Raw genomic sequence first — 14104 nt, forward strand, 5'->3', positions numbered from 1 at the left:
CTAGTTTCGTTCCCGCCACCATCCGGACCCACGCCACTGCTAGAGACCGCGCGCAAAACCACCGTCAACGCGAACGTTCTGTCCGGTCAGGTAGCTTGACTCGTCGCTGGCCAAGAAGCGCACGGCCTTGGCAATCTCGGTGGTGCTGGCAGCACGGCGCAATGGAATCTTCTGGACCCATGTTTCAGGAACCGTGCTCGGGTCCTCCTTGGTGAAGCCGGGAAGCACGTTATTCATGCGTATGCCCTTGGGCCCGTATTCATCGGTGTACAACTTGGTGAAGGAGGCCAATGCTGCACGGAAGGTCGCAGAGACCGGGTACTTGGGGTTCGGTTCAAAAGGCGAGCTGGTGGAGATGTTCACGATGATCCCTCCCCCATTGGCCTCGAAATGAGGGGTGACGATGCGGCACATGCGAATCACGTTCATAAAGTACATCTGCATGCCGGTTTCCCAATCCCCATCGGTGATCTCCAGGATCGGACCGGATGCTGCATGGCCCGAACCGTTGATCACCAGATCGATCCGCCCGTAGGTCTCCAGCGCCAGATCGACTACGGCCTGCAGGTCTTCGGTCGAGCAGTTCGAACCGACCACACCGGCTCCCCCAAGTTCTTCGGCGAGCGCCTTGGCCTTCCCCGAAGGCGAGAGCGCGACTATCTTGTACCCGTCGCGCGATGCCAATTCGCGGGCTACGGCAGCTCCGATACCGGAGCCCGCTCCAACAACTACAGCTACTTTTAGTGTTTCAGTCATTCAATCCCCTCAGTGGATACCCGCTGAACCTCACGCGCGATCAAGGCATTGATCGCAGCGGAAGAAAGATCGGCAAATTCCATAAAATCAATCTCGTCGCCAGCAGAAGCGGCAACGTAAAACCCATCGGTGAGCGCGCGTCCGAGCACCACCATTTTCCGCCCGAAGTCCGGATCGGCAGCCAGTACTACATCTGGGATTTCCGGTTCAACCCGGGACACCATCAGCTCAAACATTTCTTTTCTGACTTCAAGGTAGCGCTCACGTGCAGCATTGCCTTCGAGCCGCTTCTCCAGCGCAAAGAGCAGCGCCAAGATCCAAAACGCCTCAGTCTCATTTTCCGGGTTGGTGGATCCACCGGCAGATCCGGCGATGCTGCGGCGCAGCAGGTCGCGGTTTGTTGGTCCCGTATGGTCGACTTTCCATTGCTCAAAGCAGAAATCGATCAAATCTGAAAAGAGCTGCTCTTTGTTATTGAAGTGCCAATAGACCGACCCGACCGGCAGCCCGGAGAGTTTCGCAACCTTGGACATCGTGGTGCCCTCGTACCCTGCTGTAACTGCCAAAGTCAGCGCTGCATTGAGAATTGCCTTCTCATTTTCGGGGGTTCCCTGGTGCGATCCATTGCGTCGGGCCACGAACTACTCCTTCTTCCGTACTGCTTGAGTCAACACTGCAGAGACTACTGCACGTGGAAGCGCCCAACACTCTCCCACATGCACCAAGTTGGCACTGGCTCTATTCAGCGCAGAAATTCATGCTCATCTGGACGAATGGTTTCGGTTGCTTCCCAATATTCGATGTTGGTGAATGGCCACACTTGGGAGACCCTGCCCTTGCGGTTCTGGTACCACGTGTTGACATAGGGCTGGCCCCACGCCATCTGGCGGTTTTCTGCGTCCACCCATGTGGTGAAGCGATCCAAGGCTTCCTGGGTGACATCCAGTGCCTTCGCATCGCGTTTGAGCACTTCATGGATTGCCTTGAGCGCGTACTCGCTGGCTCGTTCCAGCATGAAGTGCAGGCTTCCGGCGACGACACCACCAACATTCGGTCCGTACACCATGAAGAAGTTCGGGAATCCCGGAACCGTCACGCCGTTATGCGCACGCGCATCTGACTGCCAGTAATCGTGAATGCGCAAGCCTTCGCGCCCAACAATTTCAAGGCCGTCCAGATAATCCGAGGGCTTGAACCCTGTGGCATAAATGACGATGTCCACCTCGTGATGAACTCCAGCCGCGGTCACTATGCCGTGCTCGGTGAATTCGGCGATCGGCGAGACTTCCAAGGTGGAGTCCTTCGCCGTGAGTGCTTGCGCCCAAACACCGTTATCGCGCAGCATGCGCTTGGCACCCGGCGGGTAGCTCGGGATCGCGTGCTTCAACAGCTCGGGATGTCCCTCGAACTGCTCGCGCAGCATCTCGATGAGCTCCTCACGCACCTGGTGGTTCTTGCACGAAACGCTCAACGGCGCCTGCGACCAGTCCGCTTCAGCACGCACGGTATGGAAACGCCCCGGAATTCCCAGCACCGTCGTCCACAGGCGGAACCACTGCGCGTACTGCGGGACCTTGCGCACCAGCCACGAGAAGGTTTCGCTGACTTCCTGGTGGTATGTCGGCGCTGGAAGCATCCACGGTGCGTTGCGCTGGAAGACCACCAGCTCTTCAACATCCTGGTAGATCGCCGGAACAATCTGGTAGGCGCTGGCCCCGGTACCGATGACCGCAACTTTCTTGCCTCGCCAGTCGACGCTCGGGTCCCAATCCTGGGAGTGCATCTGGATTCCGGCGAATTTGTCCTGGCCCGGGAATTCTGGAATGTTCGGGATATCAAGCTGCCCGGAGGCACTGACCAGAGCGTTGTAGCGACGGGTCTCGCGCTCATTGCCGTCCTTGGATACTACGGCTTCCCATAGGCCAGCGGCTTCATCCCAGGTGGCACTAATCAGCTTCGTTCCGTACTGGATTTTCTCGGACAGGCCAGCCTTGGCGGCCACCGTCTCCAGGTACTCGCGCACTTCTTCACCCTGTGCGAACTGGTGTGGCCAGTCGGACTTCTGAGCGAAGGAATACGAGTATCCGAAGGTCGGGGTATCCAGTCGCACCCCCGGGTACTTGTTCTTCTGCCAAGTCCCGCCCAAACGGGTGCTGGCCTCGATGATCTCGAAAGGCACACCGGCCTGCGCAAATCGGTGCGCGGCCGCAATCCCTGCCACTCCCGATCCCACGATCAGCGCGGTGAACGTCTTGCCGGCGTGGGCAACATCCTCATAGCGCCACGTCGGTGCGCCGCTATTTTCGGGCAGGAACCCCAGCTCGTGCTTGAGCATGTTGTTCCACTCGGATCGGCCATTGCTCAGATAGGCCAGAATCTCTTCGGCAGACTGCGAGTCCAAGGTTGGCGTTGCGGTGATCTGCTGATCGCGCAGCTGGATCAGTCCCGCCAGCGCGACAGCTTTCGCCTTTACCACGGCCGATTCTTCCATGCCGCCGTGCGGGTGGTTCTTGGTGTCCACCGGGGTGAGCGGCGGACGCAGTTCTTCGGCGAGGATCGCGGTGTTCGCCGTTGCCGCGGCGATGGCCGCCAGCAGCGCCGGCAGGTCGGCTTGGTCCACGAGCTGGTCAAGCTCTTCATCACTCTCGGTAATCAGCTCATAGTTTTCCTGCCAGAACAGGTCATCCACTGCCGGGGTCAAGGTGTTCACATTGTTCTCGCTCATGCGACCACTTCCTTGGCCTTGGTGACATCAGAGTGCCCCTCGGTATTCGTCTTTGCGCGCTGGACCTGCTCATAGACCTCGGAGCGAAGCTCGCCGAAGCGGGCCTCGCTGCGCGTGGACAGCTGGTTACGCTGAGCTGGAAGGTCGATTTCAATGTCGTTCTGGATGACGGTGGGCGAGCTGGAGAGCACGAGCACGCGTTCTGCCAGATACACGGACTCGTCAATATCGTGGGTTACGAACAGGATGGTCATGTTGTGCTGCTTCCAAATGCGGCGCACCAGGTCCTCCAGCTCGGCGCGGGTCTGCGCATCCACCGCCGCGAACGGCTCATCCATCAGCAGGACGCTTGGCTGCGCAGCCACAGCACGGGCGATGGCAACTCGCTGCTGCATGCCGCCCGAAAGCTGCCATGGATACTTCTTGCCGGCTTTTTCCAAACCGACAGATTCCAAGGCATCCTGAACACGAGCCGCACGTTCGTTCTTCGCCACACCGCTGGTTTTTAGCGGCAGGTCTACGTTGGCCTCCACCGTCATCCAGGGGAAGAGGCTCCGGCCGTATTCCTGGAAGACGACTGCCATGCCCTTGGCCGGGCCGTTCACAGGCTGGCCATCCAGAACCACGGATCCGGACGTTGCGTTCATCAGACCGGCGATGCATTTGAGCAAGGTGGTCTTGCCGCTTCCCGAGGGGCCGACGAGGCAAACGAATTCGCCTTCATGCAAGTCAAAGGTCAGCGACCTGACTGCTTCGAATTCGTTGCCCGAGGACAGCTTGTAGATCTTTTGGACCTGGTTGACCTCAAGCCGGACGTTGCTTTGCTGATTAGTCATTTTCGTTCTCCTTTAATCCTTCGTACCAAGCAAGAGTGCGCCGCTGAATCCACCCGAAGATGATGGAGAGCACGACTCCGATAAGACCGAGCAGGAATACTCCGCTCCACATTTCAGGGATGGCAATGCGGTTCTGGAAGTTGATGGTCCAGTGCCCGATCCCGTCGGTCGAGGCAAACATTTCAGAGACCACCATCAGGATCAGCGCCACCGCCAGTGACTGGCGGATGCCGGCCATGATTTGCGGCGAGGCGCCCGGCAGAACCAGGTAGCGCAGGCGATCCCAGCTCTTCATCTGCATCATCTGCGAGGTGTTCTTCAAGACCTCGTCGAGGGAGGTCACGCCGGCAACGGTGTTCAGCAGGATCGGCCAGATGCAGCTGAGCACGATCAGCGTGATCTTCATGGTGTCGTTAATGCCGATCAGCAGCAGTAGCACCGGGATCAGGATGGTCGACGGGACGGCGCGGATGAACTCGAAAAGCGGTTCAAGCAGCCAGCGAAGCCACCGCACCGACCCCACCACCACACCGAGCAGCACGCCGATAACGATGGAAATCCCCAGTCCGGCCAGCAACCGGTAGAGGCTCGGGACGACATCGGAGAGGAAGCGTTCAGCGAACCAGATGTTAATAAAGCGGTCAAAGAGTTCCAAGGGCTTCGGGATGAAGAAATTGGTGTTGAAGGACGTGTAAATGAACCACGTCGCGAGCAGGATAATCGGCAGGCCCAGCAAATAGCCGGCCTTCTTGAGCAGTGTCATAGCGAAATGCCTCCTCGTACGCTTTCATGCCAGAACAGGGTCTTGCGCTCAATGAAGCGCATGATCATGTTGATTCCAATGCCCAGCAGGCCACTGGTGATGATCAACGCGTAGATAGCCGGCGCGGAGCCATTGATCTGGGCGAAAGCCACTTCCTGTCCCAGCCCCGGGGTACCGACAATCAGCTCGACACTGATTGCCAGAATTAATGCGATAGTTGCCGACAAGCGCAGGCCGGTCATCAGGAACGGCAGCAGCGTCGGGAAGACCAGGTAGCGCACGCGCTGCATGAAATTCATGCGCAGGGTTCGTGCGGTATCCACCGCGACCTTGTCCAGATCCGAGATTCCGTAGAACACCTGGATCAGCACCACCCAGAAGCAGGCGTAGATGATGATCATCAGTTCGGTGCCGATACGCGGCCCGAAGAGCAAGGCCGCGATGGGAATCAACGCAACCGCAGGAATCGGGCGGAAGAACTCCACCGTTGAATGGGTCGCCTTGACCAGCACATTGCTGGAACCGATGATGATGCCGGCGATAATTCCCAGGACGGTCGAAATCACTACACCCAGCAGCCAGGCCTTCATCGTGTTGCCCACGGCCACCCAGAATTCTGCGTAGGCGAAGTTCAATGCGAAGCGTTCGAATACCACAGTTGGCGGCGGCAGGTGGGTTGGATTCACCAATTCAAGCATCGATGCGGCCTGCCAGATGGCAAGGAACAGCAGGATCCCCAGGGTGCCCAAGGCCACCGGTCCTGCCGTCTGCCACGAGACCCGCCGGCGCTTCGACGTGATATTTGCCCTGCGCACCGAGGCCGCAGGAATCGCTGGATTGCTCATGAGCTCCAGCCCCCTTTCAATTGTCGCTGGCCCGATCGCCGGGTGCCGAAGCTACTTGCTCCATACCGTCTGGTCGATGTCCGGACGTTCTTCAACGAGGCCGTACTTCTTCATGAGATCCGCGAACTGATTCAGCGCATCCACGTCAAGATCCGCATTCCATTCGATGAAGTCGGTCTTCTCTGCGGCTTCCTCGGAGGTGCCCAGAACTTCCGGCAGCAAGGCCCGGACCTCGTCCTGGTGCTCTTCGGCGTAGCTCAATGTCTTATCCAGCGCGGAGGTGAAACCGTCCACCAGTTCTGGATCCTCCTGGACCAAGGCGCCGCTGGAAACGATCACCAGTTCAGCTCCTCCCAGCTTTGATTCCTTGATGAAGTCGCTGATCACGCTGCCACCGTCGGCAACAATCTGCTGCAGGAACGGAGGCCCCGCCATGCCAGCGTCGATTTCGCCGCTTTCCAGCTGCGCGGCCACTTCATTCAGACCCAGCTGGACGAAGTTCACCTTGTCCGGGTCGCCGCCGTCCAGCGAGATGGCCTCTCGAATGCCGATGTCCCCGATGCTGCCCAGCGCGTTGATGGAGACGGTTTCGCCTTCAAGATCCTTGGCACGCTTGATGTCCGACTTCTCGCCGACCAGCACTGCCACGGAATCCTCGACAATGTCGGGACGGTTCTTGGCGTAACCCGAAACGATCTTCACGTCCAAGCCCTTGGTGGTTGCCACCAGTGGGGTGGTGGGGCTTGCCAGCATGAATTCCAGGCTTCCGGAAGTCAGCGATGGAAGCTGGGCGGCGCTGCCCTGCCCGAGCAGCATTTCAAGGTCGATGCCTTCTTCTTCGAAGTAGCCCTTGTTGATGCCCAGCTGGATGGCGCCGACTGCGGAGGAAGGGAACAGCCCGATGGTCGCCTTGGCCAGGCCGCTGCTGGCCATCGAGTCCGATCCCGTTTCGGCACCGCCGGAGATGGAGCCCTGTGCGCACCCGGTGAGGCCGAGTGCTGCAATCAGTGCGAGAGCAGAAAGTGTGCGAGTGGATTTGGTATTCATGAGAGTTCTTTCTTCCATGGATGATCTGGGGTGTGGTGCGGTGCGTGTGTCCGCGTCCTAGCGGGCAGGCTGGATCTGATCGGCCTGTGCTTCAGCGACGGTGCTGCTTTCAGTGGCTCCAGCCGGACCTATGCTGGCCTTATCAAGAATCTGCGTCAGGTTCTGTTCCAAGTTCTGCGCCAGGCATTCGACGGCAACCACGTGATCCGGGCGGACCACCACGGCAGAGACCGGACGCTGGTGGAACCATTGCTTCAAGACACCTGCCGGGTCGCCGACGACCTTTACCCCCGGCGCGGCATTCTGCTGCGCCCAGGGAAGCTGGACGCTGGGAACCACCTGCACCAGGCTTGCGCCCAGGGCCTCGAAGCGGCGGCGGGTTGCCGCACTCAGGAAGTGCGCTGGATCGTTGTTCCACGAATAGATGCGCCAGCCAAGGTCAGTCGCGTCATCCAGCAGGACTTCGCGGCCATCGCTGCCAGTCACCTTGGGCTGCGGGAAGAGCATGCCGGTACTCGACTTCGCGCCATCTTCCACGGGGACCGATTTGGAGGCCTGCCAGGTATCGTGCACCACAACGCCGCGGGTGTACTTGGGCATCGGCTTGAAGCCCTGCCCGGAGACGTAGGACTTGAGCTTGGGCAGGTGGTCGATCACAGCTGCGGTGGCATCGCGCACCGCCGAGGTGATCTTGCTGCGGTTGGTGACCACCTTGGACATGCCCACAGAAAGATCGACCATCGCCTTGACATGGTCCCGGCGTTCATCGGCATAGGTGTCCAGCAACCGGTCCGTGGCCAGGCCTCGAGTTACCGCATGCAACTTCCATCCCAAGTTCATCGCATCGCGGATGCAGGAGTTCCAACCCTGGCCCGCGACCACCGGCATGACGTGCGCGGCGTCGCCGGCAAGCAGTACCCGGCCCTTGCGGAAGCTCTCAGCCACGCGGGCATGGTGCGCGTAGACGCGGCGGCGGATGATATCCAGGCTGCCGGGATCCTCCACATGGTCCTTGAGCAGCCGGTGCAAGAACTCTTCGCTCTCGATGAGTTCATCGCTCTCATCTTCGAGCAGCGTGAACTCCCAGCGGCGGATGCCATGGGGCAGGCTCAAGGTCGCGTAGGCGCGCGACGGGTCGCCGCCGAAGACCGCATGCGGGGTGCCCAGCGGATCGTTGGCCACGTCGATCACTACGCCGCGCTGCGCCCGAGTGGTCCCGGGGAAGCCGATCCCCAGCTGCTTGCGGGTTAATGACGCCCCGCCTTCGCAGCCGACGACGTAGTCAGCGCGGATGGTGCGTTCTTCTCCGGCACCGCCGAGGGTGACGGTGACGCCGTGGGCATCCTGGACCAGTCCGGTGGCTTCCGCCCCGAAGCGGACCTCGACGCAGTCGTAGCGGTCAATGCCTTCGAGCAGCACCTGGTCCACCAGCGGTTGCACGAAGCCGTTGCGGCGCGGCCAGCCGAATTCCCGGGTGGTGGGGTTGATGCCGGCGATGACCTTGCCGGCACCGTTGACGATGCGCACCTGCTGGTCCGGCACGGTATGCACCAGGACCTTATCGATCAGGCCAAGGGACTGCATGGCGCGCAGCGACTCATCGTCGATGCCCACGGCGCGTGGATAGTCGATCAGCTGCTCGCGGGCCTCGATTAGGATGGTCTTCACCCCGAGCTTGCCCAGCAGGTTGGCCAGGGTCAGACCGGTGGGGCCGGCGCCGATGATCAGGATTTCCGTGTGCTCGCTCATTATTTTTCCTCCAATGCCGCGAGTGAAACCCGTGCTTGTTTTCCGACGTATAAAAGGTCGATGCCCAGCCCTGCGTAGGCTAAACCATGGATGCGCATGGCTACGGCGGCAAAAGCAGGGTCGCTGCAATACAGCCCCAAGCCGATGCCGTGCTTGCCCGTGATCGCTGTCAGGTTCTCGACGGCTTGGGCCACAGGGCCCTCCTCCCAGTCCGCCCGTCCGGGCAACCCGTAGCTCACCGCCATATCCGAGGGGCCGATGTACAGCGAGTCGAGACCGGGCACGGCTGCGATCTGTTCTGCAGCTTGCACTCCGGCGGCCGATTCAATCTGCACGATGGCCGATACCGCGTTGTTGCCGGCCTGGCAGTAGTCCGAGCCCTGGTACAAGTTCGGGCGGGTCGGGCCCAGGCTGCGGCCGCCCAGCGGCGGGTATTTCACCGCGTGCACCAAGGCCCTGGCCTGCTGGGCGGTTTCGACGTTGGGGGCCACGATGCCGCGAGCGCCGCTATCGAGCAGGCGGCCGATGGCCCCGGAGTCGATGCTGGCCACCCGCGCGTAGACCCATTGGTTTCCGCGCGGGATCGCGCGAATCATGCTGCAGGCCTGGTCCAGACCGATCTCGCCGTGCTGCAGATCGATCATGACGCCGTCGTAGCCGGCGTTCAGCGCGCTCTCAACCACCGCCATCGAGGGTAGTGCTACGTGCAGCAATACCGGTGCGCTGCCTTCTGCCCGGCTCATTTTTCCGATCCTGCAGCCACGCGGGCCGCGTGCTTTGCAGCGTTTTCGGCACCGAAGACCGGGACGATTTCGCGGCGTTGGATCAGCCAGATGCCATCAACCTTGGCGTACTCCTCATGGAATTCGCCGACGCTGGCCGGGTGCAGCGGATCTGGCTGGCTGTCGCGGAAGGTCATGTAGTAGGTGGTGCTCTTGATGACGCCGTCTTCGACGTAGACGCGGGTGCCGCCGGAGAAGTGGCGGACGATTCCGGCGTTGATCTTGCTGCGGCGTTCGCCCCAGGCGCGGATCGCGTCGCGGCCCTCCATCACGCCCATGGGCCCCACCGAACGGCCATCTTCGGCGTACAGCTCATGGAGCTTGTCTGCCTGGCCGTGGTCCAGGCGCCAGTGGAATTCAGCGACCAACGCCAGGATTTCATTGCGGATATCTGCGGTCAGTTCAGTCATTGTTGGCATCCTTGCTGATCAGGGTCGCGGAGACTTCTCCAAAACCGTGCGAGTATTTCGCGGTATAGGTGACGTCCTCATCCCAGTCGACGATCATGCCGATCGAGCCCGACAGCAAGATCTCCCCTGCGCGCAGCGGGTTGCCGGTGCTGATCGAGGTTTCTGCCAGCCATTGGATGGCATTGATTGGCCCCTGCAAGACATTGCGCCCCACGCCGCGGGTGACTTCTTCGTCGCCGCGGTAGAGCACCATTTCGACCTCGTCCAGATCGACGTCGTCCAGATTCTTGCGAGCACCGCCCACAACCAGGCCTTCGCAGGCAGCGTTGTCGGCCACGGTGTCAAGGATGCTCATCTTGTAGGTGTGGTAGCGGCAATCAACCAGTTCCATGGCCGGAACCACGTAGTCGATGGCTGCCTTGATGCTGTCCATATCGGCGTCGAGGATGTCGCTCTTGAGCACGAAGGCCAGTTCCGCTTCGATTTTAGGGCGGATGAATACCGACCGCGGACGGTCCACCGGGCTTTGAAAGACCATGTCATCGAGCACGATTCCGTAGTCTGGCTGGTCAACCCCGGCCTTCTTCTGCACCATCGGATTGGTCAGGCCCACCTTGCGACCCACCCGGCGCAGGTTGAATTCCTGTTCGCGGCGCTTGGTGTTCAGTTCCGAGATCGCATAGGCAGAATCCAGGTCGCCCTCCTCAAGCTGGTGGCGAATGAAATCGATGGAGGTCAGGTTGGCGCGGGCCTCGTACAGGTCATCCGCGAGCTTCTGGATCAGTGCTGACATGTTCAGGCCTTCCTTGATAGAAAATCGATGGCTCGTTCGTTGAATTTCTGCGGGTCTTCCCATTGCGGCCAGTGCGCCGCATTTTCGATGACGAGCAGTTCACCGTCGGGCAGGTGCGAAGCGAGCTCGAGGCCCGTGTCCACGCCGCCGGTTGGCTCATGGTCGGTCCAGACCAGCAATGTCGGTGCCTTCACTGCCGCAAAGTCGTCTTCGGTCACGCGGTTGCGGAAGCGGATTTCGGGATCCTGCAGTACCAGGATGTGCCCGATGGACTTGCTGAATCCTTCACGAGAGTAGACCGCCTGCCGCATCCTAACCAGCTCGTCGGAGATCAGCTCCTCGTTGTGGATCACGACCTGCAGCCGGGCCTTGACGTTCTCGAAGGTCGGATGGTCCACTGCGTCGCGGGTGACCGAGCTTCCCCTGCTCATCGCTGGCTTGCCGACAATGCGGCCGCCTGGTGCGCTGAGAATCAGGGTGTGGATGCGCTCGGGATGCTTCTGCGCGAACTTCAAGGCGATCCAACCGCCCAGGGATTCGCCGCACAGGTGCGCCCGCTCCAAGCCGAGCTCATCCAGCAAGCCGATCAGGTGCTCTTCGTAGTCAGAGATCTCCAGATCGGCGTTCGCCAAGGTGGAGAATCCATGTCCCGGGTAGTCGTAGGCGACAACACGGTGGTTCTCTGCCAATACGCGGATATTGTGGGTGAAGGCTTCAAGGTGGCCGCTGGTTCCCGCCAGCAGCACGATGGTTTCTTCACCTGATCCCACGGACAGGACGCGGGTGTTCCACGGGCCGATCTGCTTGTACTCCAAGGTGTGCGGAAGGTCGCCAATGGCCTGCCACATGGTGGCCATGCCGGCACTCACTTGGCACCATCCGTGATGGCAGCGACGACGCCGAAGCCGGCACCCCAGGTTTCAACCGGCCAGTACTTGTCCACGGCCAGGCTATAGCTGCCATGGGTAGACAAGGCAGCGAAGGCAGCGATCCAGGTGCGGACCTCATGTGCCCCGCTGCCTCCTTCTTTGCCAAACCATTCATTGGTCCATTGGTCTACCGCCGAGAGATCACCACTGCGCAGCACGTCGAGCACCTCGTTGTCCCAGGCTTCATTCAGCGGCTGGGTGCTGGCCTTGCCTTCAGCGAACTTGCGGATGTTGGCCAGCATGGTTGATTCCTTGATTTCGCGCTGTTCTGGGGTCATAGTCGACTCGATCAGGCGCTGGCGCACTTCTTCCGGAGCGTCATCCCAGACCGGGATGGGCGGGTTGTGGGACAGACCGCCGGATGCGAAGACCAGCACTTTCTTGTCCAGCTTCTTTGCCGCGCGTCCTAGTGCCTCGCCGAGCAGGCGGACCCTTTTCATCGGGGTCAGCGGTAGGCCAACGGAGTTCACGAAGATCGGGACGAATGGGTTGGTGAACCCATGGCCGAAGACGAATTCCAGCGGCTGGAGCACACCGTGGTCCACCTGGAGGTTCTCGGAGCGGGCTATGTCGATTCCGTCTTCAAGGATCAGGCTGTGCAGTTCGCGGGCGATGTCGCCATCTACCGGTAGCGGGCCTGCCACGGTACCCCAGTCGCCGACCCCGCTTGCTTGGGCCCCCACGCAGAACGGCGGCATCATTTCGTACATCACGCCGTTGAAATGGTCCGGCCCCAAAGCAATGGTGATATCAGGAGCGAAATCTTCAACGAATTTGCGAACACCTTCGATGGCTTCGTTGATTTCAGTGAAGATCGTTCCGCCTGGATCCACATTCCCAAACGATGGCGCATGGGACATGGCAGCAACTGCAAGTGTCATTTTCAGATTCCTTCGGAGATCTCGGAGCGGTCTAGCTCCACGAATTCAGCTAAACGTGATCTAGATCATTACTTCTAGAATACTGATTCTAGAGTTGCAGATCACATTAAGCTAGCCCCAAAATCATCTGGCCTCTCCAAGAGGCATCCAAGTCAGCGTTGCGTATCCCCTCCAGGGTAGGGTTATCCAGGAGGTTTCGAGCATAGATAAATGATCTATGGATCATCTAAATAATGTATAAGTTCAGGTCAAATAGAGTCTACGAATGGAGCGTCAGCAACACTTCCCATCCATGGGGGAGGCGTGAGGCCAGCGCCGGCATATGTTCGAGAATCGGAGAATATTCTCCGCGAAATAGCTTGGCCGGCCTCGCGATTGCGGCAATAGATCGATGGACCGCCCGAGGTAGCTTGGGAGCATTATTGAATCGAAACCTGCTGGCGCCCAGCAGAAGGGACATCAAGGCGTCGCCACCGAATTTCAATAAGATGCAACTTTTCGAGATGCCAGCAGTTTTTCAAGGAGCGCCGGGGCGCGCTTGACACCGAAATTGCCCAGACCCGGCAAGAGGGATCGCGGGCAAGCCATGGCCGCAAGCTGGCCGTGACCTTCCCGAGGAACCGCGGCTTTTGCCCGGGGCGACATTTCAGGGCAGGACGCAGCCGCGACAAGTTGCCTGCATGGCAAGGTACGGCATGGAACCCAGGCTTACGTCCCGGGCACCCGTATCACCGCCGAAGTCGTAGGGAGAATCGCCGGGCCAGCGTGTTAAATGGCGAGGTGAAGGCACGGACGTGCCTTCGCCTGACATCTAGTGCATGGCGCCATGAAGCAGAACCGAAGTAAGCTGAAAACCGGTGGGCAAGCAATCAAATAGAGCCTGAGGCAACTTGGAACAATGCCAAGCACCACCACTCATCGGCAGAGGCCGAGCCGCCCAACTCGGCCCACGTCGCGAATCAAGGTGAGATGAAAGAACAAGCTGTACAGAGCGAACCATACATCTTGGTCCCGCACACGGTGACGGACCTCGACGATTTCGTCGCTCATCCCGAAAACTACTTGGTAAGCATGTTCCAGGAGCCTAGACGCGCCGCCGGCATTTGGCGGGATCGACTGAACAGAAACCCGTACGGGAGTGAAGGTTTCCTCTCCTTGTCGTACCACGGGACCGAATTGATTTCAGCCGAGCTGTGGGATGAAGTGACTGGAATCTGGTTTGAGTTGATTGAGCTTGTAGAGGAGTACCTGTTAAAAGGATCAGCCGAAAGACTGTTTCCAGGCCAGCCAGTACCACTACGGCTGGAAGTGAAAGGGCGGTCGACGCTATTCACCGTGAACCAGCAGAAGAACCGCGTTGATCCCAGCGACTTCATCCCGGGAATCCTGGATGAGGCCCATCGCTACTTCACATGGGTCGAAGAAAACATCGGAACCAGCGAGGGCCAGGCACTCCAGGCTATTGATTCCTTGCGCAATCAGTTCCTTGAACGAAAGCATTCACGCTACTGAACTCCCATTCTTGCTTCTTAAGCTAGGTCGCTGCGAAAAGCGGCGACCCAGCTCTTGCCTTGATAGCGCCGCAAAA

General features: G+C 59.8%; 14 protein-coding genes. 1 reads left to right on the plus strand and 13 read right to left on the minus strand.

Features of this window, described 5'->3' with window-relative positions:
* Positions 1-39: 39 nt before the first annotated feature.
* The 13 genes from ACIQTS_RS05100 to ACIQTS_RS05160 all read right to left on the minus strand — a co-directional run bounded on the left by ACIQTS_RS05100 (position 40) and on the right by ACIQTS_RS05160 (position 12516).
* Complete coding sequence (locus tag ACIQTS_RS05100) at positions 40-756, minus strand: SDR family oxidoreductase (RefSeq protein ID WP_402471782.1); 717 nt, start codon at positions 754-756, stop codon at positions 40-42.
* On the minus strand, positions 753-1394 hold the full coding sequence (locus ACIQTS_RS05105; RefSeq protein WP_402471784.1) for a TetR/AcrR family transcriptional regulator: 642 nt from the start codon (positions 1392-1394) through the stop codon (positions 753-755). The genes ACIQTS_RS05100 and ACIQTS_RS05105 overlap by 4 nt, the downstream gene beginning before the upstream one ends.
* Before the next feature lie 104 nt (positions 1395-1498).
* A complete protein-coding gene (locus ACIQTS_RS05110; protein WP_402471787.1) occupies positions 1499-3481 on the minus strand; it encodes a flavin-containing monooxygenase in 1983 nt (660 codons plus the stop codon).
* The gene (locus ACIQTS_RS05115) at positions 3478-4317 is read right to left on the minus strand and encodes an ABC transporter ATP-binding protein (RefSeq protein ID WP_402471789.1); all 840 of its coding nucleotides are present in this window, start codon (positions 4315-4317) and stop codon (positions 3478-3480) included. Before ACIQTS_RS05115 ends, ACIQTS_RS05110 begins: the two co-directional genes overlap by 4 nt.
* Complete coding sequence (locus ACIQTS_RS05120) at positions 4310-5080, minus strand: ABC transporter permease (protein ID WP_402471791.1); 771 nt, start codon at positions 5078-5080, stop codon at positions 4310-4312. Before ACIQTS_RS05120 ends, ACIQTS_RS05115 begins: the two co-directional genes overlap by 8 nt.
* Positions 5077-5925, minus strand: a complete 849-nt coding sequence (locus ACIQTS_RS05125) for an ABC transporter permease (RefSeq protein ID WP_402471793.1) — start codon at positions 5923-5925, stop codon at positions 5077-5079. The genes ACIQTS_RS05120 and ACIQTS_RS05125 overlap by 4 nt, the downstream gene beginning before the upstream one ends.
* 51 nt (positions 5926-5976) lie before the next feature.
* Entirely contained in the window at positions 5977-6972 is a 996-nt protein-coding gene (locus tag ACIQTS_RS05130; RefSeq protein ID WP_402471795.1) for an ABC transporter substrate-binding protein, read from the minus strand.
* A gap of 57 nt (positions 6973-7029) precedes the next feature.
* A complete protein-coding gene (locus tag ACIQTS_RS05135; RefSeq protein ID WP_402471797.1) occupies positions 7030-8721 on the minus strand; it encodes a bifunctional 3-(3-hydroxy-phenyl)propionate/3-hydroxycinnamic acid hydroxylase in 1692 nt (563 codons plus the stop codon).
* On the minus strand, positions 8721-9464 hold the full coding sequence (locus ACIQTS_RS05140; RefSeq protein WP_402471799.1) for an HpcH/HpaI aldolase/citrate lyase family protein: 744 nt from the start codon (positions 9462-9464) through the stop codon (positions 8721-8723). Before ACIQTS_RS05140 ends, ACIQTS_RS05135 begins: the two co-directional genes overlap by 1 nt.
* Positions 9461-9913, minus strand: a complete 453-nt coding sequence (locus tag ACIQTS_RS05145; protein WP_402471801.1) for a nuclear transport factor 2 family protein — start codon at positions 9911-9913, stop codon at positions 9461-9463. Before ACIQTS_RS05145 ends, ACIQTS_RS05140 begins: the two co-directional genes overlap by 4 nt.
* Positions 9906-10706: a 2-keto-4-pentenoate hydratase gene (locus ACIQTS_RS05150; protein ID WP_402471803.1), complete on the minus strand. Its 801-nt coding sequence runs from the start codon at positions 10704-10706 to the stop codon at positions 9906-9908. The genes ACIQTS_RS05145 and ACIQTS_RS05150 overlap by 8 nt, the downstream gene beginning before the upstream one ends.
* A gap of 2 nt (positions 10707-10708) precedes the next feature.
* Entirely contained in the window at positions 10709-11563 is an 855-nt protein-coding gene (locus tag ACIQTS_RS05155; RefSeq protein WP_402471805.1) for an alpha/beta fold hydrolase, read from the minus strand.
* A gap of 8 nt (positions 11564-11571) precedes the next feature.
* Positions 11572-12516, minus strand: coding sequence for a 3-carboxyethylcatechol 2,3-dioxygenase (locus ACIQTS_RS05160; protein ID WP_402471808.1), 945 nt, complete (start codon positions 12514-12516; stop codon positions 11572-11574).
* Between the two features lie 969 nt (positions 12517-13485).
* On the opposite strand from ACIQTS_RS05160, the gene ACIQTS_RS05165 reads away from it, so the two are divergent.
* A complete protein-coding gene (locus tag ACIQTS_RS05165) occupies positions 13486-14028 on the plus strand; it encodes a hypothetical protein (protein WP_402471811.1) in 543 nt (180 codons plus the stop codon).
* Positions 14029-14104 lie beyond the last annotated feature (76 nt).

This window comes from Glutamicibacter sp. NPDC090743 (genome assembly GCF_044769125.1).
Classification (GTDB): Bacteria; Actinomycetota; Actinomycetes; order Actinomycetales; family Micrococcaceae; genus Glutamicibacter.